The sequence below is a fragment of the Glaciecola sp. MF2-115 genome (assembly GCF_047250385.1).
Lineage (GTDB): Bacteria > Pseudomonadota > Gammaproteobacteria > Enterobacterales > Alteromonadaceae > Glaciecola.
Window position 1 is genome coordinate 33404 of sequence record NZ_JBLBVM010000034.1, and the last position, 22509, is coordinate 55912.

The 22509-nt window shown below is 40.1% G+C and carries 19 protein-coding genes and 1 pseudogene; 16 read left to right on the forward strand and 4 right to left on the reverse strand.

What is annotated here, in order from left to right; genetic code table 11:
- The first annotated feature begins 9 nt into the window (after positions 1-9).
- The 7 genes from ACKLNX_RS01995 (at position 10) to ACKLNX_RS02025 (ending at position 6363) form a co-directional block, all read left to right on the forward strand.
- Positions 10-1509, forward strand: coding sequence for a leucyl aminopeptidase (locus tag ACKLNX_RS01995; protein ID WP_412971044.1), 1500 nt, complete (start codon positions 10-12; stop codon positions 1507-1509).
- 91 nt (positions 1510-1600) lie between these two features.
- Positions 1601-1672: a pyrroloquinoline quinone precursor peptide PqqA gene (gene pqqA / locus ACKLNX_RS02000; RefSeq protein WP_412971059.1), complete on the forward strand. Its 72-nt coding sequence runs from the start codon at positions 1601-1603 to the stop codon at positions 1670-1672.
- Between the two features lie 89 nt (positions 1673-1761).
- Positions 1762-2682 carry a pyrroloquinoline quinone biosynthesis protein PqqB gene (gene pqqB, locus ACKLNX_RS02005; protein WP_412971045.1) on the forward strand — a complete coding sequence of 307 codons (921 nt, stop codon included), beginning with the start codon at positions 1762-1764 and terminating at the stop codon, positions 2680-2682.
- Between the two features lie 31 nt (positions 2683-2713).
- Positions 2714-3469, forward strand: a complete 756-nt coding sequence (gene pqqC / locus ACKLNX_RS02010; protein WP_412971046.1) for a pyrroloquinoline-quinone synthase PqqC — start codon at positions 2714-2716, stop codon at positions 3467-3469.
- Positions 3466-3735, forward strand: coding sequence for a pyrroloquinoline quinone biosynthesis peptide chaperone PqqD (gene pqqD / locus ACKLNX_RS02015; RefSeq protein ID WP_412971047.1), 270 nt, complete (start codon positions 3466-3468; stop codon positions 3733-3735). The genes pqqC and pqqD overlap by 4 nt, the downstream gene beginning before the upstream one ends.
- Positions 3725-4891: a pyrroloquinoline quinone biosynthesis protein PqqE gene (gene pqqE, locus ACKLNX_RS02020; protein ID WP_412971048.1), complete on the forward strand. Its 1167-nt coding sequence runs from the start codon at positions 3725-3727 to the stop codon at positions 4889-4891. Before pqqD ends, pqqE begins: the two co-directional genes overlap by 11 nt.
- Positions 4892-4914: 23 nt before the next feature.
- Positions 4915-6363 carry an insulinase family protein gene (locus ACKLNX_RS02025; RefSeq protein ID WP_412971049.1) on the forward strand — a complete coding sequence of 483 codons (1449 nt, stop codon included), beginning with the start codon at positions 4915-4917 and terminating at the stop codon, positions 6361-6363.
- A 19-nt stretch (positions 6364-6382) separates the two neighbouring features.
- Here the strand turns inward: ACKLNX_RS02025 and ACKLNX_RS02030 are convergent.
- Positions 6383-6832 (reverse strand): annotated as a pseudogene (locus tag ACKLNX_RS02030) (MOSC domain-containing protein); the annotation flags it as partial.
- A gap of 350 nt (positions 6833-7182) precedes the next feature.
- Here ACKLNX_RS02030 and ACKLNX_RS02035 point away from each other — a divergent pair.
- Entirely contained in the window at positions 7183-7371 is a 189-nt protein-coding gene (locus ACKLNX_RS02035; protein WP_412971050.1) for a hypothetical protein, read from the forward strand.
- Entirely contained in the window at positions 7368-7883 is a 516-nt protein-coding gene (locus tag ACKLNX_RS02040; protein WP_412971051.1) for an IS110 family transposase, read from the forward strand. Before ACKLNX_RS02035 ends, ACKLNX_RS02040 begins: the two co-directional genes overlap by 4 nt.
- Here ACKLNX_RS02040 and ACKLNX_RS02045 read toward each other — a convergent pair.
- Positions 7781-9715 carry a two-component regulator propeller domain-containing protein gene (locus tag ACKLNX_RS02045; RefSeq protein WP_412971052.1) on the reverse strand — a complete coding sequence of 645 codons (1935 nt, stop codon included), beginning with the start codon at positions 9713-9715 and terminating at the stop codon, positions 7781-7783. The two genes, ACKLNX_RS02040 and ACKLNX_RS02045, sit on opposite strands and share 103 nt — an antisense overlap.
- 384 nt (positions 9716-10099) lie before the next feature.
- On the opposite strand from ACKLNX_RS02045, the gene ACKLNX_RS02050 reads away from it, so the two are divergent.
- From ACKLNX_RS02050 to smrA, 3 genes are all read left to right on the forward strand, one after another.
- On the forward strand, positions 10100-10255 hold the full coding sequence (locus tag ACKLNX_RS02050; RefSeq protein ID WP_412971053.1) for a hypothetical protein: 156 nt from the start codon (positions 10100-10102) through the stop codon (positions 10253-10255).
- A gap of 826 nt (positions 10256-11081) precedes the next feature.
- Entirely contained in the window at positions 11082-13004 is a 1923-nt protein-coding gene (locus ACKLNX_RS02055; protein WP_412971054.1) for a methyl-accepting chemotaxis protein, read from the forward strand.
- A 169-nt stretch (positions 13005-13173) separates the two neighbouring features.
- Entirely contained in the window at positions 13174-13761 is a 588-nt protein-coding gene (gene smrA / locus ACKLNX_RS02060) for a DNA endonuclease SmrA (protein ID WP_412971055.1), read from the forward strand.
- On the opposite strand, the gene purL is transcribed toward smrA, so the two are convergent.
- Positions 13758-17639, reverse strand: coding sequence for a phosphoribosylformylglycinamidine synthase (purL, locus tag ACKLNX_RS02065; RefSeq protein WP_412971056.1), 3882 nt, complete (start codon positions 17637-17639; stop codon positions 13758-13760). The genes smrA and purL overlap by 4 nt on opposite strands.
- 179 nt (positions 17640-17818) lie before the next feature.
- Here purL and mltF point away from each other — a divergent pair, with 179 nt between their 5' ends.
- Positions 17819-19339: a membrane-bound lytic murein transglycosylase MltF gene (gene mltF / locus ACKLNX_RS02070; RefSeq protein ID WP_412971057.1), complete on the forward strand. Its 1521-nt coding sequence runs from the start codon at positions 17819-17821 to the stop codon at positions 19337-19339.
- Positions 19340-19654: 315 nt separating this feature from the next.
- A complete protein-coding gene (locus tag ACKLNX_RS02075) occupies positions 19655-19807 on the forward strand; it encodes a hypothetical protein (protein ID WP_411694240.1) in 153 nt (50 codons plus the stop codon).
- 170 nt (positions 19808-19977) lie between these two features.
- Here the strand turns inward: ACKLNX_RS02075 and tadA are convergent, their stop codons facing one another.
- Positions 19978-20433: a tRNA adenosine(34) deaminase TadA gene (gene tadA, locus ACKLNX_RS02080; protein ID WP_412971060.1), complete on the reverse strand. Its 456-nt coding sequence runs from the start codon at positions 20431-20433 to the stop codon at positions 19978-19980.
- A 692-nt stretch (positions 20434-21125) separates the two neighbouring features.
- Here tadA and ACKLNX_RS02085 point away from each other — a divergent pair.
- A complete protein-coding gene (locus ACKLNX_RS02085) occupies positions 21126-21353 on the forward strand; it encodes a hypothetical protein (RefSeq protein ID WP_411694243.1) in 228 nt (75 codons plus the stop codon).
- A gap of 15 nt (positions 21354-21368) precedes the next feature.
- Positions 21369-22310, forward strand: a complete 942-nt coding sequence (locus ACKLNX_RS02090) for a M14 family metallocarboxypeptidase (RefSeq protein WP_412971058.1) — start codon at positions 21369-21371, stop codon at positions 22308-22310.
- The last annotated feature ends 199 nt before the right edge of the window (positions 22311-22509 follow it).

The following is a 22509-nucleotide window of genomic DNA, read 5'->3' on the forward strand; positions in this document are numbered from 1 at the left end:
GAGAGTAAATTGGATTTAGAAGACACCCCGATCACGATACACCATGTAGACCAATATCCTGCGGTTGATATTGATTGTCTAATTTTTCCTGTGTTTAAACATGACCTATCACTCAATAACATACCAATTAATAATAGTGCGTTAGACCATATAAAATCTGTCATTGATTATGAAAATTTTACTGGGGAAGCAAGCGAAATAGTTATCACTCATGGGGATGCAAACGGGAAGGTAAGAAAGTTTGTTGTTATTGGTTTGGGTGAGCAAGATTCAAGTAATATTTCGAGTTTGCGCAAAGCGCTTTCAAGTATGTTTGCAACATTATCTAAACATAATCAAACTCACCTAGGTTTATGTATACCAAGTGCGTTAAATGATTATGTTTACCGTATGTTTGAAGCCAGCGTATATAGTTTTTGCGGTGCCCAATATCAATTCCATGGCTATAAAACAAAAGCTCAGCCCTTTCATCCTAAATTACTAAGCTGTTTTACAGAAAGCGAAAAAGCACTAAACGCTGCGCTACCATTCTTAATGGCTGAACAAATAGGGATAGCGACGACAAAAGACTTAGCTAACATGCCAGCTAACATATGTACGCCAGATTATTTAGCCAAGCAATGCGAATGGCTCGGCTCACAGTTTAATAAAATAACCACCACTATCATTGACGAACAGGCATTGTTCGAGCTAAATATGCATAGTTATCTTGCAGTAAACCAAGCGTCAAGCTACCGCGCCAATATGCCCGTGATGGAATATAAAGGAGCCGATGAAAACCATGCACCAATTGTTCTGATTGGTAAGGGCGTTACTTTTGATACAGGGGGGATTTCTATCAAAGGCGCTGCTGGCATGGAATCCATGATTTACGATATGGCGGGCGCTGCCAGCGTATTTGGATTAATGCATGCAATCGCTATATTAGATTTGAAAATAAACGTTGTAGTCATTCTCGCTACAGCTGAAAACTGTATTGATGGAAATGCATACCGACCCGGTGATGTGTTAGAAACTATGAGTGGACAAACGGTAGAAGTGATCAGCACGGATGCGGAGGGACGACTACTACTTTGCGATGCAATTAGCTACGCGAAATGCTTTAATCCATCGTACGTTATCGATATTGCAACTTTAACAGGTGCAGCTATTACAAGCCTAGGCCATCATGCAACAGGACTAATGGGTAATGACGAAACATTGCAAACTGCGTTAGTTTCTGCAGGGAAAGCCCGACATGATAGAGCATGGGCATTTCCTTTGTGGAATGAATATATGGCAACATTAGAATCCACTTCAGCAGATATGAAAAACACGGGGAGCAATTCGCCTGGCATGATCACCGCAGGCTGTTTTCTATCTAAATTTGCAAAGGGAGTGCGATGGGCTCACCTTGATATTGCTGGCACGAGCTTCACGTATGGTAAGCAAAATACAGCAACCGGTCGGCCACTGCCGATGTTGTTAAAGTTCATTGCAGAACAAGCTCATGCTTTAGTCGTGCAATAAGTACTGCTATAATTCCTACTTTAGTACCATTTTTAAAATGTGCTATATTGCCTATACTTTGAATCGTACATTAACAAGCGGAGCAAATAATATGTGGAAAAAACCTGAGTATCAAGAAATGAGACTAGGATTCGAAGTAACTTTATACATCAACAACAGATAATTTGATTGTAAAAGTTAAATTTTTTAAAGGTTGCTAAGGCAACCTTTTTTGTCTAAAGCGTTAGCGATTTCTTACAAAGGCTTTTAAATATGCAAATCCTAATTTTAGGTGCAGGTGCGGGGGGCGGAGTGCCTCAATGGAATTGCCATTGCGATGTGTGTGCCGGTATTCGTCATAAAAAAATCAATGCAAAAGAACGAACGCAATCAAGTATCGCAATAAGCAGTGACGGGAAAGATTGGATATTAATTAACGCCTCTCCTGATTTACGTCAACAAATTAACCACGAACCCAAACTTTGGCCTGAAGATGGCGTGAAGCGCGGCACCAGCATAACGTCAATCATTTTAACCGATAGCCAAATAGATCACACTACAGGTTTGTTAACTTTGCGCGAGGGCCTGCCTCTTCCTGTGCACTGTACTGATGTGGTTTATGAAGACCTAACTACAGGATTTCCCTTATTTAACATGTTAAAACATTGGCATGGAGGGTTGCAAAGAAGAGTGATAGAAACCGATCATACTGCGGCATTTAAACCAGAAGGATGTGGTACGTTAGAGTTTAAGCCAGTCGTACTCGAGTCAAATGCCCCTCCCTATTCCAAATATCGAGACAACATCGTGCCTGGCAATAATATCGGATTAAAAATTACCGATACTGAAACAAACAAAGTGTTGTTCTATGCACCAGGTTGTATGCAAGCTAGTCCGTTAGTGAAACAAATGCTAAGTGAAGCAGATTGTGTGCTATTTGACGGTACGTTATGGCTAGACGATGAAATGATATCAAACGGCTTTAGTGATCGCTTAGGTACCCAAATGGGACATATGCCAGTAAATGGTGAAAATGGTGCGATTGCCATGCTAAATGAATATGACATAGAGCGTAAAATACTGATACATATCAACAACACTAACCCTGTATTAAACGAAGATTCTAGTGCTTATGAAGCACTCACAAAACAGAGTATTGAACTGGCTTATGACGGTATGGAAATTACTCTGTAGTAACACTAATTAAGTTAATGGACAGGCAACAATGACCAAGCAAGCATTAAGTAAAGAAGCGTTTGAACAAGCCCTAAGAGCGAAAGAAAAGTACTACCACATTAATCATCCTTTTCACAAACGTATGAATAACGGCGAGTGTAGCAAAGAAGAAATTCAAGGTTGGGTCGCTAACCGTCTGTATTATCAAATCGCTATTCCAGTTAAAGATGCAGCCGTGTTAGCTAACTGCCCAGATATGAAGACTCGAAGAAAGTGGATACAACGTATTATTGATCATGATGGCCGCGACGGTGAAGAAGGGTTAGGCGGAATTGAAGCTTGGCTTCGCTTAGGAGAAGCAGTAGGCTTAAATAGAGAAGAGCTATTGGATGAAAGGCACTTGTTGCCCGCAGTAAAATTTGCCGTGGGTGCTTATGTTAATTTTGTTAGACGTGCAAGCTGGGAAGAAGCTGCATGCTCTTCATTAACCGAGATGTTTGCTCCTAAAATTCACCAAAGTCGTCTTGATACATGGCCTGATCATTACAAATGGATTGATCCTGAAGGTTTCAAATACTTTCAAATGCGATTAAGCCAAGCTAGACGAGACGTTGAGCATGGACTGGCTATCACATTAGATCATTTTGTCACCCGTGAGCAACAAGATAAAGCACTGAATATTCTTCAATTTAAATTAGATGTATTGTGGTGTGTGGCCGATGCGATTTGTTTAGCGTACGAGCATAAACGCGTACCTTACGATGGTATTGCCGACCAATCTATCAGTCATAAAGGTATGCTATGAGCAACTTCCCTAAGCTCAACCCGTTGTATCGTTTACAGTTTGAAAAAGCACAAAACTGCTATGTATTGCTTTATCCAGAAGGTATGGTAAAACTGAGTGATTCTGCTTCTGAAGTGTTAACGCTTGTTGATGGAAGTACAAACGACGAAGATATCGTAAAAGCCTTGCAACAGAAGTTTCCAGACGCTGCCCAGCTTATAGAGACAGATGTTAAAGAATTCCTTGTTGAGGCCTTAGAAAAAGGCTGGATAAAATATGACCGTTGAGAATAAAGATAACATCAGTGATGGTGCTGTTAGCAAAAAGCAGGACGCTGGCCCTCCCCTATGGTTACTTGCCGAGCTAACCTACGAATGTCCTTTGCATTGCCCTTATTGTTCAAATCCTATGAACATGGAAGGAAAAGAGCTAGAAATTGATACTCAAAAATGGTTGCAAGTTTTATCCGAGGCGCGTGAAATGGGAGCAGTTCAGCTTGGCTTTTCAGGTGGTGAACCTTTACTTCGAAAAGACTTAGAAATAATGGTCAAGCACGCAAAAGAGCTTGGCTTTTATACCAATTTAATTACCTCTGGCATTGGCCTAACAGAGCGTAGAATTGCCAATTTGAAAGAAGCCGGACTTGACCACATTCAGTTGAGTTTTCAAGCCGCGAATGCGGAAGCTAACGATCTCATCGGCAATAAAAGGCACTCTTTTGAGCAAAAACAAAAAGTAGCTAAGTTAGTTAAGCAGTATAACTACCCTATGGTGCTTAACTTTTGTATTACTGCGCAAAACATTGAGCAAATTGATGATGTAATGGATTTAAGCACTGAGCTAAATGCAGATTTTGTAGAACTAGCTACTGTTCAATACTATGGCTGGGCCTATGAAAATAGAGATCATTTATTACCGACTAAATCACAACTAGTGTTAGCAGAAGAATATGTCAATAAATTTCGAGACCAACAGACCGGAGAAGGTCCCAAATTTATTTTTGTGACGCCTGATTACTATGAAACACGTCCGAAGGCGTGTATGAATGGCTGGGGAAGTACGTTTTTAACGGTCACGCCTGATGGCACATGCTTACCTTGTCACAGTGCTAAAATATTACCGTTAGAATTTCCCAACGTGAAAGACAAATCTATTCACGATATTTGGCATAAAGATTTTAGTTTCAATCATTTTAGAGGCTATGACTGGATGCCATCGCCTTGTCGAGATTGTGACGAAAAAGAAAAAGATTTTGGCGGATGCAGATGCCAGGCATTTATGTTAACTGGCGATATGCATAAAACCGACCCAGTATGTGATAAATCTCCCGATCACCATTTGATTACAAATGTTATCAATAAAGCTGGAGAAGAACCAAGCAGAGCACTAAGGTATCGAGTGTTAACTAAAGATAAAATAAACATAAAAGAATTGAATGAGTAATATGTTTCAGACCACGATTACAGATGAAAATTGTATCTAAGGTAATCAATAGCACTGTTTACACCGCAGTCTTTGCGTTAAAAACGCCCGCATTTGATCACAGCGGTATTAGCCACTTGGCTGAACATATGGTGTTTCGCGGTTCTGATAAATACCCCGCTTCGCATGAATTATTTTTCATTAACACTTTATTACCTGCCTCAGTCAACGCTTCAACCCAAAATGGCATGACGTTTTATTTTCTAGAGTGCAAACACAAAGCACTATTTTTACTGTTGCTCGATTACCTGTATTCAGGTTTGGTTCAAACTGAGTATCTTGAATCAGAGTTTGAACTGGAACGAGACGGGGTTATATTTAGAGAGTTGTGCATGTACGAAAGGCACGAGGAGTATTCACTTTCTGCAGCCGCTTTGCGAGGTGACACCAGTTCTAAAAACGTAAATCACTATGGCGGTTTTAGCGATACAATCGGTGAAAACTCGATAGACGATCTTATCCGCTATAAGCGCACTTATTACCAACAAAATAAAATCACACTATTTCTGAGTGGACCAGAGCAAATAACACTGCCTCCAGAATTACTCGCCATTAGCGCATCTGAGAACGAACCTGCTAACAAAAGCAATGATAATATTACCGAACCTAAAGTGGACGACACGAAACCATTATTAAAAGAACAAAGTAACTTGGTCACCAGTGAAAGCAAGGTCACAAATGGTGATAAACCACATAGTGTAATCACATGGCGATTTCATGCTGTATATATGCAAGGTTGCAAAGCATTTCGAGAGACGTTGTTAATTACATTAAATGATTCTGAAAGCGTGATAATTGAAGATGATATAAATTGTTCAGGTCTTTTTGCATTTAGGGTCATAACCGATAGATATCAACAACTCATTCCCCTTATTCAAGACTGCTTTAAACATTTTGAGATTAAAGCGACAACATTTGACTTGGTAAATACGAAGCATCAAAACAAAGAAGTAAAAAGTTGCATACAACATTATGTCGAACAACAAGCTTGTTTACCGCTAGCTGCGCCTTTCTCATATTATTTAACGTCACATCATCATAGCTACCTGCACGCTATCGAGCCACGGCTAGCTGAAGAAACACATTTACAAGCAAAACAAACGCGATCATCTATCGCTGCGCTAGCTAGTCAGTATATTTCATTAAACCATGCCCCAGACTTGCCTAGGCTTTTTAACAAGTTCATGGAAAATCAAAATGTTGGCAAATTCAGTATTTTTGACAAAGTGAATTGGGTATTTGATGTGTCTGACATAGATAACGGCGCTTTAGAATCATTAATTATTTCACCTAAGTTATGGTCTCCTCGGCTAAACGGCGACTGTTATGCAATGGGTTTAGGGCGTAAGGATGGTCGTTTTTTTGTCTATGGTGCAGAAGATGTCAAAGCATCAACACGAGAACAGATGCTCATGGAAACACTAATACACTAATAACGTTTTCAGAAGTATTTTACCCCCAGTTAAACGTCCATTCGTTCGACAAACCTTTAATGTCTATATTCGGCGCCTCAGTTTGCTTGTTTTCCCGTAACTCATTCCAAAGTACCCATACTTTCTCAACACTAAACTCACTTTGAACGCGCTCTACAAGAGTAAATTCATTGCCAGCCTTAACTTTACCCGGTTCAAGCACGCGGTAATACCAACCACTACGATTAAAGGCAATTAATAATGCTTGCATGTGTGCATTGCCAATATGGTGATTAAGCTTCCAGCAAGGCATACGAGGTTGGCTAACTTGTAGCAAGGCAGTGCCTACTCGATAAATATCACCAATATAAACATCTTCGTCTTGCATACCTTGCGATGAAAAGTTTTCTCCAATACAAGGCTGTTTAAACTTTTCAGCTAAATGTGGCAGCGCTTCAGCTAACATCTTATAATTTTCTATTGGATATTGATAAACCGCTTTTGAGTATAAGGAGAATTAAAGCTATTTACTACCCCCTGTGACAGCTGTCTTTTTGACTAGATTGGTTTGTTGAAATATCGAATTATGGAAGTGTTGTATGGCGTGTTAGTTTCCAACTTCATGCGTAGATAGAGCCTTGGTACAGGAAATGGATAATTAAAGCGCAAATGGCCCCACCATTTACTAGCGTTTTTCTTTACTCTTGCAGCAGTAAATGGAGCCTAGGCCCCAAAATTGAAGTCACGTTGAACAGTGAAATCGTTTCCGTATTGTTCATTAGGTGGCGCACGCAAAGGTGGCAATAGTGTTGTTGTAGAAGTTGGGTACTTTTTATCTAAATGCTTCAATATTTTTTGAATAACGTGGACATCTATAATGCAAGCGATGATGCTTACATTGTGGTTCTCGCATTTTTCGCATTCGGTAATGTCTATGTTGAAGACCCGTTCTTACTAGCCGATGTATGGACTCCACCACCCTATTTAGCTACGGTGGTGTCGCCAAACAAAAAGGAGTCCATACAATGAAAAAGTCTACAGTAATTGGTATCGATTTAGCAAAAAATGTGATTCAGGTTTGCATAATAGGCAAACAAGGTACCATTCTTTCAAACAAAGCCATGACGCCCGCGAAGTTAAAAAACCTCTTGTTAAATACGCCACCTTCAATAGTGGCATTTGAGGGAGCGAGCACCTGTCATTATTGGGGGCGCTTTGCAAAGCAGTTATCCCATGATGTTAGAGTGATTGGACCAAGAAAAGTAAAAGCGTTTTTGCAAGGTCAAAAAACTGATGCCAATGATGCACTTGCTATTGCTACCGCTGTCACCCAACCAGGCATGGTATTTAGCCATGTAAAAAATGAACAACAACAATTATTACAGTCGTTGGAAAGTAGCCGCCGATTTGTGGATAAACAGCGGGTGGCACTTGAGCATCATCTTCGGGCATTTTTATATGAATGGGGCATTGCATGTGGCAAAGGTATTAAATATCTAAGAGAAAGGGTACTTGATATACTGTCCTCAATAACACCATAAACGACTGAATTGTTGAACGTTTTACCGGACTCAAAGTTTTTAAATCGATAGGTTTTATTTTTTATTTCTTTTCGCGTTAATAAACTGAGTCCTTTATCACTCGATACCCAAAGATTTGTATTTGAATCCTCGTAAATATCCAAAACTTGCCTGCCATGCAAGGCACCCTCTCTTTTGCCTTCATAAGGTAATCTCGTAACTTTACCGTCTTGCACTCTAATTAAATTTACACCACCACCCCAAGACCCTATCCATACATTCCCATCTACATCTTCTAATGAAGTGAGTACTCTATTGTCATTAATACTATTGTCATTCTCAGAGTCATGACTGAAGTTGACTATTGAAGAGGTGTTAAGATCGATACGACTTATGCCAGAGCCGAAAGTACTAACCCATAAAGATTGGTTTTTACCATGGCGTATCGATGGAATTCCCTTTGCTACAGTTCCGCTATAATTGTTAGGTAAATATTGATGTTCAGCCAAAGTTCCGTTTTCGACACCAAGGCGAAGTAGTCCTGAGTATCTTGCGCCAATCCACATAATATTGTTAGCACCTGCTAAAAGTGCTGTCTTATTATATTTTGATAAGCTTTTTTCTAGTTTGTCGTCTAGGTTTAATTTAATCACTTCCTTCGTTGTTGGATTTAGCCAATCTAATGAATTCATGCTCGCAAGCCAAATCACCCCCTGTTTATCCTCGGCAATAGCACTAATGGAATCACGGTTCAGTTTATTCGGGGTGTCTAAATCCTTGCTGTAACGCTCAAAATTAAAAGCGTTTTCTTTGATTTGAAAAATAGAAGTATGTTGACCCAACCAGAACAGTCCGCTTTTATCTTGCAACATTGGAAGTCTATAAGCGTCTTTAAAAGACGAGTCACTTTTAGGATTATTTTTTATGATTGTAAAATATTCGTCATTTTGTGGTATTAAAACAAGCCCTGCGTCAGTCGCTACCCAGAGGTTAGAGTTTCTATCCACATAAAGGTTTAATAACCATTTAGGTTTTAACGATTCAGTCAGTTCTGCTAAAAAATCATTTTTTATGAACTGTTCACTTTCAATATCTAGTCTGCATAAATCAGCAGATCGGTTACCCACCACTAAGTTATTGCCGCGTATAGCTAAGTGGGTAACGAGATTCAAACAAGACTTAGTATTAGGATAAGTCGTTGCTGCAAAAGTTTTTGCGTCTCCCGTTTTTCGATTAACTTTTATTAAGCCCATTCTTCCCATAGCGAGCCAAATATTGCCATTGGCATCCTCTGCAATTTGCCTGACATATTCTTTTGAAAAATCTAACTGACTGTCGCTAACTGTATCGAATTCCTCTACTACCATGGTAATGGTATTTATTTTACTCAGGCCAGTGAAAGCGCCGACCCAAAGGTTATCATCTGAATCCAGAAGTAATGATACAATTTGTTTGCTATTTTGAATTGACTCGGTTTTATCTATTTTTTGTGAATGTGTAAATGACGTTACGTTCTGAGTTTTTTTATCGTAAAAATATAATCCGTTATTTGTTCCGACCCATAGATTCCCAAATCTGTCAGGCGAAATAGCATTTACATAATTTAATTGATTTGAATTAATTGAATCGTGCAAAAATGCCTTCAATTGATGACCATCATATCTAAACAGGCCCTCAGTTGTTCCGATCCAGATGAAACCAGAACTATCTTGTACTATTGAGATGATTCGGCCACTTTCAATTTCAAACGGATATGTATTTGGCAGTTGGACTTGTCTTTGAAGTGTCTTAGAATAAGAGTCGAATGAGAATAAGCAACAAAAAACTATTAAAACAAACATCAATAGTCTCATATATTTTTGACTCCTGTCGTAATCATATGTAAATCTAAATCCATTAATATATCGAAGCTCATTTTAGAAAGTAAACGGTTATCCTGCGATTGTATACGACACCCCTAATAATATTTGATGCGGTTTAATACTATTAACAAAACTTGAATACTTAAGTTACTTTATTACTATTTGACATTGTGGGTAATTAAATACTCAGATTGTGAATGTCAAGGCTGCTTCAATTGCGCTAGCTGCATTTTAAGTCTTGAATAAGCAACCTTATCTTTTCATACATTTTACGGTCATATGGTTGTTCTGATTTTATGGCTTGACGGCTGACGGTCCATTTTTGGGTAAATGCTAAAGTTATAGAGGCGACAGTCAGAAATCAACGGCAGGATCATGCCCAAAGCACCAATTCAGATTAATGTTGGTGAACGTCTGCAATTAGCACTATCTTGTCAATCAATAATGCAAAAATCAACACAAGCTTACGTCAGCAATCAGGCATTTTTTGACTTTACCTTAAATCAATATTTACCGAAACCTGTCGAATAAAACGTTTAACTAACCAGCTAGTTTGATTACACACATCGTCGTTGTGCAAATTAAAAAGTTGATTAAATGTTCTAACCTTTAGTCTGAGTTATTAAATCAATGTGGTTGTAAATGTGGCGACAATTACAATATTCAATTTAGTTTTATACGTACACATTGACACCTTAAGTTGCCTAAAGTAGGTTGATTTCACCCAACGTCTTGTCATATTGGGCCATATTTTAGGTTAAACTAACCTAAAATATCAGCACAAGATTAGAAAACCAGGTGAATTCCACCCACTTTGTTTGTGCCAATCCAGTGGCCAAATCCGTGACCAACTCTTATGTAGATTAATAGTTGCTAATTGGGCAATCGCTTGCTACGTTGTAAAACGTAGCAAGCACAAGGGATACAGCGTAATGTATATTTATATCTTTTTAAAACGCTTAGAGGCTTCACTCTCCTAAGGGATAGGTCACAGGTTCGAATCCTGTCGAGGACGCCAATTTTTCACCATGCAGGATGACAACAAAACTTCAACTTTTGTATTATCAATTTAATTCCATATTGAATTTTACTGTTTTCCTTGCACAAACTAGATAATATTTGTTAACCCCATTAACCATCTCCCTTACAGAAAATAATTATATTAATCAGTGTGATTTCTTTAGAAGCTCACCTTGCTCCCCTCATTGGTCCTTACCGTAATTCGATTTTCCGCTTTCAGACCTTCCAGCTTAGTGATAGTTTAAGCTATAGGTTTTTGTCATATTGCAGATAAAAAGTTGTATGACGATGTTAGAAATATCGCTTATTTTGTAACATTTACTAAAGGCTTTCATTCATGAGAATTCATCAAAAGATTTTTTATGCAGTGGCTGGAATAGTGGTGATATTTACCACCATACTAGCTGTAACCACTGGTTTTCAAAGTGCTTCAGACACAAAATTGAGTATTGATTCTGACATTTTGCAAAAGAAATCGCATATCGTTGATATTTTAGATACCACTGATTCTATTATGGCTGATAGAGTTCAAAATAGTATGCGACTCCTTAAAAAAATGGGAGACGAATTAGGCCAAGCAAGAATAAACGGAACCGTTTCAGTAAATGATGTTGTTGCTAATAACATCTACTTTGGAAACACTCCGCAAGGCAACAATTTCGATCTTGTTGATGGGCTAACTAAAATAATGGACGGTACGGCTACAATATTTAGTAAGACTGGCCAAGATTACATTAGAATAACGACCAATGTGATCAAGAATGATAAGCGAGCCATTGGGACTAAACTTAGCTCAACAGGCAAAGCCATTAGTAAGATAGACAATGGTGAAGCCTATTTTGGTCAAGTTGATATATTAGGTAACCCCTACCTAACTGGTTACGCACCAATTTTTGATGTTAGCGGTAAGACGATCGGAATTTGGTATGTTGGTTATTCAGCTGACTTGCGGGCCATTCAGGAGACTATTAAAAATAGCCGCTTATTAAACGAAGGATTTATCGCTTTACTAGACGCAAAAGGAAACGTTCGCGCCCATTCTTCACATTTATCAGAAACTGAAATAAAAAATGCATTATCCAATGAAGAGGACTGGGAGTTAACGAAGGTAAAATATGACAAGTGGGAATACACGGTTGTATTAGCAGCAAATGATTCAGAAATCTCTAAAACTATATTCGCAAGTATCTTAGGTGCTGTATTACAACAACTGATAGCTGGTTCCTTCATTTTAGCGACAATTTACTTTCTTCTTAACAAAATTGTAGGAAAGAGAATACAAGAATATATTAATGCCATCGATGAGATTGCTTCAGGTAACAGTGATTTAAGTGTTCGTTTCGATGAGAAAGATAATGATGAATTTGGTCTAATGGCAAAAGGCTTAAACAAATTATTTAGTAAAGTAGAGACAACTATTGCAGATGTGAAATCAACTGCTGCCATTCTAATTGATAAAGCGCTCGCCTTAAACGAATTGGCAACTACCACACAGGTTTCAGTTAAAATCTTAAGTGATGAAGTATCATTAATGACTAATGCAGCAAGTATACTGGAAGAAAAAGCAGTTGCTGTTGAGGAAAATACCAACAAAGCAAACGAAGCTGCTGCTACAGCTGACCGAGAAACAAATCTAAGTGTCGAAACGTTAAATCAGACGATTAGCGACATTAAAAGCCAAGCAGAAAAAACCGAAAACTCCGTAATGGTTATTGAGGAACTTGCTCGATCCAGTGAGGAGATCAGTGGGGTAATGGAAGTAATTAGAAATATTGCAGAACAAACCAACTTACTGGCTTTAAATGCTGCAATAGAAGCCGCTAGAGCCGGCGAACAAGGCCGAGGGTTTGCGGTTGTTGCTGATGAAGTCAGAACTCTTGCGACACGAACCCACAAGTCGACTGAAGAAATCAGAAATATGATTGAAAGATTGCAGTCTGGCAGTAAAGAAGCATCCCTCGCGATGGCAACAAACAAGTCCTCTGCGCTTGAAACTGTTGAGTCGACGAAAAAGACTGGTGCTGTATTGCAACAAGCATTAATAGCCGTTGATGAAATAAAGGCTTTAAATAGCGCGACGGCTTCAATGGCAAGTCAACAAAAAGAAGTTTCAATCAACATAAAGCTCGGTATAGACAATGTGAATAGAATTAGTGAAGAAAATTCCTCTAGTGCTACAAATATAAAAGAAATGTGTGATGAGCTATCTGCCCTTGTCAGTGCAATGAGAGATAAATTGAGCGAGTACAAAACAGCTTAAAAATGCAATTACAAAAGCACGCGGTTCTATGTCGATAGATATGTCGATAGATATGTCGATAACATATTCGTTAGAAAAGGCTACGAATAATTTCTCTTCTGAACTGGACTAAGCCTTGGTTTTTGACGTATAAACCACATTATTTAATAAGGTCATTACTGAGGCTTTTATGTCACATTCAAATCCCGAAAACTTTTCTTTTCTCGCAGAGATGAGTGACGTTAAACCACTCTCACAACCCGACAAAGTCGTCTTAAGCGGCAAACCATCAGAAACGCTAGCTCAGCGGCTTAAGCGTGAAGCGCTTATTATGGAGCAAGAAAAAGACGATAATGGTCTCACGATTGAAAAAGTTGAACCGCTTGATCCATACGACTTCATTGAGTACAAGCAAGATGGGGTGCAACAGGGCGTCTATAAGAACTTAAGGCTGGGAAAATATCAAATAGAAAGTAGCTTGAATATCACAAACATGAAGTTTGATGAGGCGCGACTAACACTTTACAAGACAATCAAAGATTGCCATGAGCGTGGTGTTAGATCCTTGTTGTTGCAGCACGGTTTAGGTTTAAAAAGTAAGCCCTTCCCTGCCTTCTTAAAAAGTTACGTGAATCAGTGGTTACGCCAAATTGACATGGTCATCGCATTTCACACGGCACAAAAACAGCATGGTGGTTTAGGTGCCGTGTATGTCTTAATGAAAAAACATCCAAATCAAAAACTAATCAATCGTGAACGCAATCGACGAGTCGGTTAGTTCACGAACACCCGTGCGTTTCTGAACATACGCATCCAAGGTCCATCTTCTTTCCATTCGTCCGGACGCCATGAGTTACTAACCGCTCTAAATACACGTTCAGGGTGAGGCATCATAATAGTGCTGCGACCGTCGACAGACGTTAAGCCTGTTATCCCTTGCTCTGAACCGTTTGGATTGGCAGGATATTGCGTTGTCACGCGTCCGTAGTTGTCCACATAGCGCAAGGCAATCTGGCTTTCATTCTTTAACGCAGACAATTGAGTACCTAATTTAAATTCCGCTCGGCCTTCTCCATGAGATACGGCAATAGGCATACGTGAGCCCTGCATTCCCGCTAGCAAAACGGATGGGGATTCGGCAACTTCGACCATGGCAACGCGCGCTTCAAAGCGTTCAGATTGGTTCGTTACGAAGTGTGGCCAATGCTCTGCACCTGGAATTAGAGATTTCAGGTTCGATAACATTTGGCAACCATTACAAACGCCTAAAGAAAACGTTTCATTGCGCTCAAAGAAGTCTTTAAAGGTGCGTTTGACCTGTTCGTTGAACAAGATTGATTTAGCCCACCCTTCACCTGCACCTAGAACATCACCATAACTGAAACCGCCACAGGCAACTAAGCCTGCGAAATTTTCTAAACTGCGCCCAGCCAACATATCACTCATATGCACATCAATTGGCGTGAAGCCTGCTCTGTGGAAGGCTGCTGCCATTTCAACATGTGAGTTAACACCTTGTTCGCGTAAAATAGCGACTTCAGGTTTTACGCCCACATTAATGTAAGGCGCGGTGATGTCGTTATTGATATCGAATTTAAGTAAACTATGTAAACCGGGGTTCTCTGAGTCGCCCTTACTTTCATTTTCTTGCTTGGCGCACTCCGGATTATCTCTCAGAGCTTGCATAGCGAAAGTAGTGCTTGCCCACAATTGACGGTAATAGGTACGTGTATTCTGTTCAACACACTCACCATTCATATTGAAAGAAATAGCATCCTTGTTAGTCACAGTCCCGATTGAATGCAATATGTCACTCAGAGCATATTTTTCAGCGAGTGCTAGCACTGAATCTATCGCACTACCTGTCACCTGGATCACAGCACCTAGTTCTTCGTTAAACAAAATAGAAGCTGCGTCAACGCCTAAGCCAGTAATGTCAACTTGCGCTCCCACCTTTCCTGCGAAAGCCATTTCGACAATAGTTGTAAATAAGCCGCCGTCTGAACGGTCGTGATAGGCTGTTATTAGATCGTTTTCTACTAGTTCTTGCATAAACAAATAGAATGACTTTAATTGCTCGGCAGAATCAACATCTGGCGGGGTTTGACCTAGCTTGCCATATACTTGTGCTAAACAAGAGCCGCCCATGCGGTTTTGTTTATTGCCCAGATCTATCAGCATTAAACTGCCACCATCAATATTTCGCAATTGTGGCGTGATGGTTTTGCGTACGTCCTTCACTGCACCGAAAGCTGTAATAACCAAGGATAAAGGTGAGGTTACAGATTTATCTTCACCATTTTCTTGCCATGCAGTTTTCATCGACATGGAATCCTTGCCAACTGGGATCGTTAAGCCTAATTCTGGGCATAACTCTTCACCAATCGCTTTCACTGCTTCATACAAACCAGCATCTTCGCCAGGGTGATTCGCAGCTGACATCCAGTTTGCAGACAATTTGATGCGCTTAATATCGCCAATATTAGTACCAGCAATATTAGTTAATGACTCTGCTACAGCTAAACGTGCTGAAGCAGCGTGATTTAGCAAGGCAACAGGTGTGCGCTCACCGAGTGACATCGCTTCGCCTCGATAAGTGTCAAATGCGGTCGTTGTGACGGCGACATCCGACACAGGCACTTGCCATGGGCCAACCATCTGATCACGCGATACCATGCCCGTAACCGAGCGGTCACCGATGGTAATTAAGAATGTTTTATCAGCGACTGTCGGTAATTGTAAAACGCGCTGGACTGCATCTTGAATGTTAAGCGAGTTAGTTTCGAAAACATCACCTTTTGCAGAACTTGAGACCACATCTTTACTCATTTTAGGAGGCTTACCTAGCAATACATCCAACGGCATATCGATAGGCTTGTTACCAAATTTCTTGTCGCTAAGCGTTAAATGTTGTTCACGAGTCGCTTCACCAACAACAGCGAATGGAGCACGTTCACGTTTGCAAATCGCTTCAAACACAGCGAGATTTTCAGGTGCAACCGACATGACATAGCGCTCTTGTGATTCATTACACCAAATTTCAAGTGGTGACATGCCTGGCTCATCATTTGGTACATTACGTAGTTCAAAAACACCGCCTCGCTCAGCATCATTAACTAGCTCTGGGAAGGCATTGGATAAACCTCCTGCGCCAACATCATGTATAAATTGAATTGGGTTTTTATCACCAAGTTGCCAGCATTTATCGATAACTTCTTGGCAACGCCTTTCCATTTCTGGGTTTTCACGTTGTACAGAAGCAAAGTCTAGTTCAGCGTTACTTTCCCCTGACGCGACAGATGATGCAGCTCCACCACCAAGGCCAATGTTCATTGCCGGTCCACCCAAAGCTATTAACTTAGCGCCAACAGTGATCTCACCTTTTTGAATATGGTCTTTCTTAATGTTGCCTAAACCACCAGCTAACATAATAGGTTTGTGATAACCGCGCACTTCTTCACCGTTGAAACTATCTACTTTTTGTTCGAAAGTTCTGAAATAGCCAAGAATATTTGGACGACCAAATTCATTGTTAAACGCCGCGCCGCCTAAAGGGCCTTCAAGCATAATATCTAATGCTGTTACTATGCGCTCTGGCTTACCGTAAGCCACTTCCCATGGTTGTGGAAGGCTAGGTATATTCAAATTTGACACAGTGAAACCAACTAGCCCTGCTTTCGGCTTAGATCCACGACCCGTTGCGCCTTCATCACGAATCTCGCCACCTGACCCCGTCGCAGCACCAGCAAAGGGTGAAATGGCGGTTGGGTGATTATGTGTTTCGACTTTCATTAAGATATCGATATCTTGATAATGGTAATCGTAGGCTTGAGTTTGCGCGTCTGGGTAAAAACGCCCTGCTTTCCAGCCTTCCATCACTGCAGCATTGTCTTTATATGCGCTATGAACGAAGTCAGTTGAAACCTCAAAAGTATTCTTGATCATCTTAAACAAAGATTTAGACTGCGCCTTGCCATCAATCGTCCAATCAGCGTTGAAGATTTTATGACGGCAATGCTCACTGTTTGCTTGTGCGAACATATACAGTTCAATATCGTTTGGATTGCGACCTAATTGAGTAAAGCTATCAAATAAGTAGTCGACTTCGTCATCCGCCAAAGCTAAACCTAACTTTTGGTTTGCTTGTTCAAGTGCCGTCTTACCTTCTTCGAGAATAGGTACCGACATAAAAGGTTTTGCGTCGGTTTGTGCAAATAATTGTTGAGCACTGTCTAATTCGGCAAAAACGGCCTGTGTCATACGGTCATGAAGAGGAGCGGCAATAGCAGCGAAATCAGATGATTGATTGTCTAACTCGAGATAGAAGGCAATGCCACGTTCAATGCGATGAATCTGCGATAGGCCTGAATTCTTTGCAATATCAGTTGCTTTTGATGCCCAAGGTGAAATTGTGCCTGGACGCGGCGTTACCAGAACTAAATAGCCCGAAGTATCAATATTTTCGCTACTCGGCCCGTAGTGCAGTAACTGTGTTAATACTGACATTTCAGCATCACTCAAATCAGCCTGCGTATCAACAAAATGAACGTACTGAGCTTGAATGCTCGAGACGCCAATATTCAAGGCTGCAAATTGTGCCAATAACTTATCTTGTTTAAATGAAGAAAGAGCAGACGAACCGCGAAGAATTAACATATTTTTGGTACCAATTTGAGGCTGCAATGTGAATTATTGCAAGCAAAGACTAAGGTCAGCAATTGGCGGCAGATTATAGAGCAAAAGTGAGCAATTGATAAGCCATCATATGAGTAGTTTTTAGTTTTTTTGTAATAACTTACTGGATGCTTTGAACAAATTTAGTCACAATGGCAATTATGAAATTAAAAACGCAATCATTCATGCTAACGGGCATTCACTACAAGCCTCAGATTAAGCAAAAAATAGCCAAGCAATTCAATAAGATAATTGCGGGGTCTTTTGCCTTTATTGCAATTTTAGTATTGAGTAGTTGCACCCAACCCAAGCCTTCATCTTCTTTAACCACTATTTTCGAATCTGGTGTGCTGAAAGTAGGCTCGGTTTATGGGCGAACAACATATTATAACGGCTCTACTTCACCAGAAGGTTTCGAGTTTGAATTAGCACAAGGTTTTGCCGATTTTCTGGGCGTGAAACTAGAAGTTTACCCCTACTATTCCTATAGAGAACTGTTACCGCAGTTAGATAATAATCAGATTGATCTGATTGCAGCTAATATTACGATGACAGAGCAGCGCAAAGAAAAGTACCGCTTTGGTCCCGCCTACCAATCGGTTAATTTTGAGCTGGTTTACAAGAAAGGAGAAGTTCGTCCGCGCGATATTAAACAGTTAGACGGTGACTTAACTATTGTTGCCAATGACTTATACCGCGAACCACTTACCAATTTCGTTAATGAAGACGAAGCAAAGTTTTGGCAAGAAACCGACGAGAAGGATATTGAAGAATTATTGGAAATGGTCTCGAATGATGAACTCGATTACACTATTTCTGATTCGAATATACTATCCGTTGCACGCCGCAGATATCCAAACCTCGGCATAGGTTTTTCAGTGACTGACAATCTGCAAATTGGTTGGCTATTGAATAAAAATACTGATGACTCCTTGCGTGCTGCACTAATAGAATACTTTGGCAGTATTCAATCGAACGGGCTGCTCAACGCGCTTGAAGATAAATACTTTGGCCATGTTAAGTCATTCGATTATGTCGATACTCGCGCTTTTATTCGCGCTGTAGACAAAACATTGCCGAAGTTCAAACCCTTATTTGAAGCATACGCTGGTGACAATGATTGGCGCCTTTTAGCAGCTATGAGCTATCAAGAAAGTCATTGGAACCCCAGGGCTAAATCGCCGACAGGGGTTCGCGGGATGATGATGCTGACCTTAGGTACAGCAAAAGATATGAAAGTGACCTCAAGGATTGATGCCGAGCAAAGTATCAGTGGTGGCGCAAGATATTACAGCAGTTTGCTGCGACGAATCCCTGCTCGCATAAAGTCACCAGACAGATTGTGGATGGCACTTGCCGCCTACAATGTTGGTCTAGGTCATTTAGAAGACGCCCGCAAGATTACAGAGCTTCAAGGCTATAACCCCGATCTGTGGGTAGATGTGAAAAAGCACTTACCTTTGTTAAGGCAGAAGAAATACTATAAATTCACCCGCTATGGTTACGCACGAGGTGATGAAGCAGTTAACTATGTCGCAAATATCCGCCGTTACTATGACACCTTGGTTTGGTTAGAAGATCAAAACGAGTTGCCCATCATTGAAGAAGAAAACACCGATCCAGACGAAGCCCTTGAATCAGACGAAGATTTAGCCCCGACTGAAGCCAAAGATCCAGATTAAAACAATGATTTAACTAACATTGAACTTTAATTAATCGTCACCATCTATATACTTGCCCGAAGGATTTACCGACAAAGACTTCTGAGAACCAACACATTGAAAAATTTGATGGTCTTTTGTTAGTAGTTTGAACGTATAAAGTACATTGGGATAAAGTGCGAACGCATAGAGCGTTTACTTAGTCCGTAAGTCCGAATAAGGGTTTACGTATAAGAAACGAAGATGGCAATTTAAATTCAAGAATTGGTATTAACTATAAGTAATAAGTAATACATAGAAAAAAAGTAGAAAATTAAACAAAATAAAGGAAACTAAATGAAGAGAAACAAAAATTTTAAAACTGCTCGTCGATTAAAAACTAACAACCATCGCAGGTCGATGTTAAAAAGAATGCATCAAAAAGTAATGGCGCGTCGTAAACAGTTTGCGCTAACCGCCCTTTCAGAACAGTGGAGTGAAGCTAGTTAATTTAGCTGTGCCACTTGTTCGCCTTACCTTCCTGTTCGCCTAAACCTCCTGTTCGCTTTAGCCTCCTGTTCACCCTAATCTCCTTCACCTTCCGTTATCCTTCATTTCTTCGCTAACATTCAGTTCTAGTTATCTTCCCGTTCTCGCTTTGCATGATCGATCGCTAAGCATTATTTATCGCTAAGCATTTTTTTCTGCATCCTTCTTTTTTTAAAAAACGCTGATATTTGAGCGCTACATTCATCTTTTAAACAGCCCCCTGTAACATCCATTTTGTGATTCAATGCCTCATGCTGAGCAAGGTTCATGACCGTACCCACTGCGCCACTTTTGTAGTCATAAGCACCAAAAACAATCCGCTTAATACGTCCATGCACTAATGCACCAGCGCACATTGGGCATGGTTCTAGGGTCACATATAGAGTTGCATCAACGACTCGATAATTTTGCAGGTTTAAAGCGGCTTCTTTTAATGCGATAAGTTCTGCATGCGCAGTTGGGTCGTGTTTACTGATGGATTGGTTATATCCCTGACCAATAATAGTAGAATCGACTACCACTAAGGCTCCCACAGGCACTTCGCCAATTGCTTGAGCTTCCTCAGCCAACGACATTGCTTGACGCATAAACTTTGCATCGATATCGTCAGCACCACCGTCAGACCATTGAATAACTTCAAATGTCTTTAGCTGCGGGTTAGTTTTTCGTGTGCTTGTCATTAAAATTTCGCTAGGTAAACCATGTGAAGTAATACAAAGTGCTATGCAAAAACACTTTTTCAATTTCTGCACAAGTATAAAGAAAGGCGCCAGTATATCCAAAGCCAACGATATAATCATACAGCAATTGCGCTTGCTCTAATAAACCTGCTTTCCTTTGTGCACGCTAGTATTTGATATGTGTACGCTAGCATTTGCGGGCTAATATACCCGAAGCAAACTGTAGTGAATTAGTGGTCAAATGCGCCTATAAATAGTCTATTGTGTTAAGTTGAGTGCTTAGCTATTTCAGGAAATAAAGCTAAGTCATTGTAATTATTTAACTATATATTTTGGCAAAGGTTTTGCAAACGCCTTACTTGACGGGCCATAAATGGCATCAAATATTAAAAAACGATGAAACGACATACATCAGTAAAAAACCGATAAATTTTGATTAAGAAAAGATTATTAGTCTTTTTATCAATCTTTGGCACTTAAACCTTTATTAGTCTGTTTGAAATACCTATCATTGACGATAAATCGATTGCTAAAGGAATTTATCAACCTTACTGAAGGTTATATTGCTAATCGAAAAACATGAAAATAGGAGTATCAGGATGAACTTAACGGCGATAATCATAGTAGCAATTTGCGCGGGTTGCCTATCAAGTATTATATCAACACTGTCAAATAAGAAGCTAAAAGAGTCTAATAAATTTAATCAAAAAGAACGCGATGACATGTTGGCACAAATACAAAAAATGAATGAGCGCATTGAAACGCTCGAGCGTATAGTGACTGACGAAAAGTACAATCTGAATCAACAATTCGCGGACTTAAAATAGGAAAGCAATACATCTATGACAAATCACTATCCTGATTATGCAGTTGGCACACCGGGCAAAGCCTGGGGCGATGATGAAAAACAACAATGGCTTGCTTTACAGAGTAAACAGCGGAGCTATTTCGATGATGTTGAAAGACGTCTGCTAGCGCTGGATAAAAATGAATATGAACTACGTCAGTATGGTGTTTTAAATTATTCACACTTGGGCTTTTCTGAATACCCATTGTATTGCGTGAAAGTGGGCACATTTGATGAAAGCAAGCCAAGTATCTTGGTAACCGGTGGCGTGCATGGCTATGAAACGAGTGGTGTTCATGGTGCTATAGAGTTTATTGAAAATGTTGCTCAACAGTATTCAGACAAAGCAAACATCATCGTTTTACCGTGTATCAGTCCTTGGGCTTATGAAACAATCAATCGCTGGAACCCATTTGCGATAGATCCGAACAGATCGTTTCATAACGACGGACTCACAGATGAAGCAAATTTAGCAATGAAATGTGTCAGTGATATGGGCTTAAACCTGATCATGCACATTGATTTACATGAAACAACTGATACAGATAATTCTGAGTTTCGACCGGCCTTAGCGGCAAGAGATGCAATTGAGCAAGGTCTCTGGCAGATCCCTGATGGTTTTTATACCGTCGGTGACAGCTCTAGACCGCAAGCTGACTTTCAAACGGCGATTATCGATGCAGTGAAAAAAGTGACTCACATTGCTGAATCAGACGAGAACGGCAAAATAATTGGCGCGAAAATTCAACAACTAGGCGTTATCAACTACGACAAAAAATCACTTTATTTATGCGGTGGTTTCACAGATGCCATTTTTGTTAGTACTACGGAGGTCTATCCAGACAGCCCTAAAGCTACGCCCGAGATTTGCATAAAAGCACAAGTTGCAGCCATTACTGGCGCTATCACGTATGTATTGGATCAGCCGTTTGTATAAAACAGCGGTTTACTCCCCGTCATTACCGCCTCCCCGTCATTACCGCCTCTTCGTCATTACCGCGAAGGCGTAATGCTGATCGGTTAAGCTTCGATCACTAAGTTTTAGTCAATTCAAACTTATGTTGACTATGATATTAATGAGATCAAACTAGTGCTTTCAAATTTTCATAAAGAAAAAGATGTTAGCACAACAACTC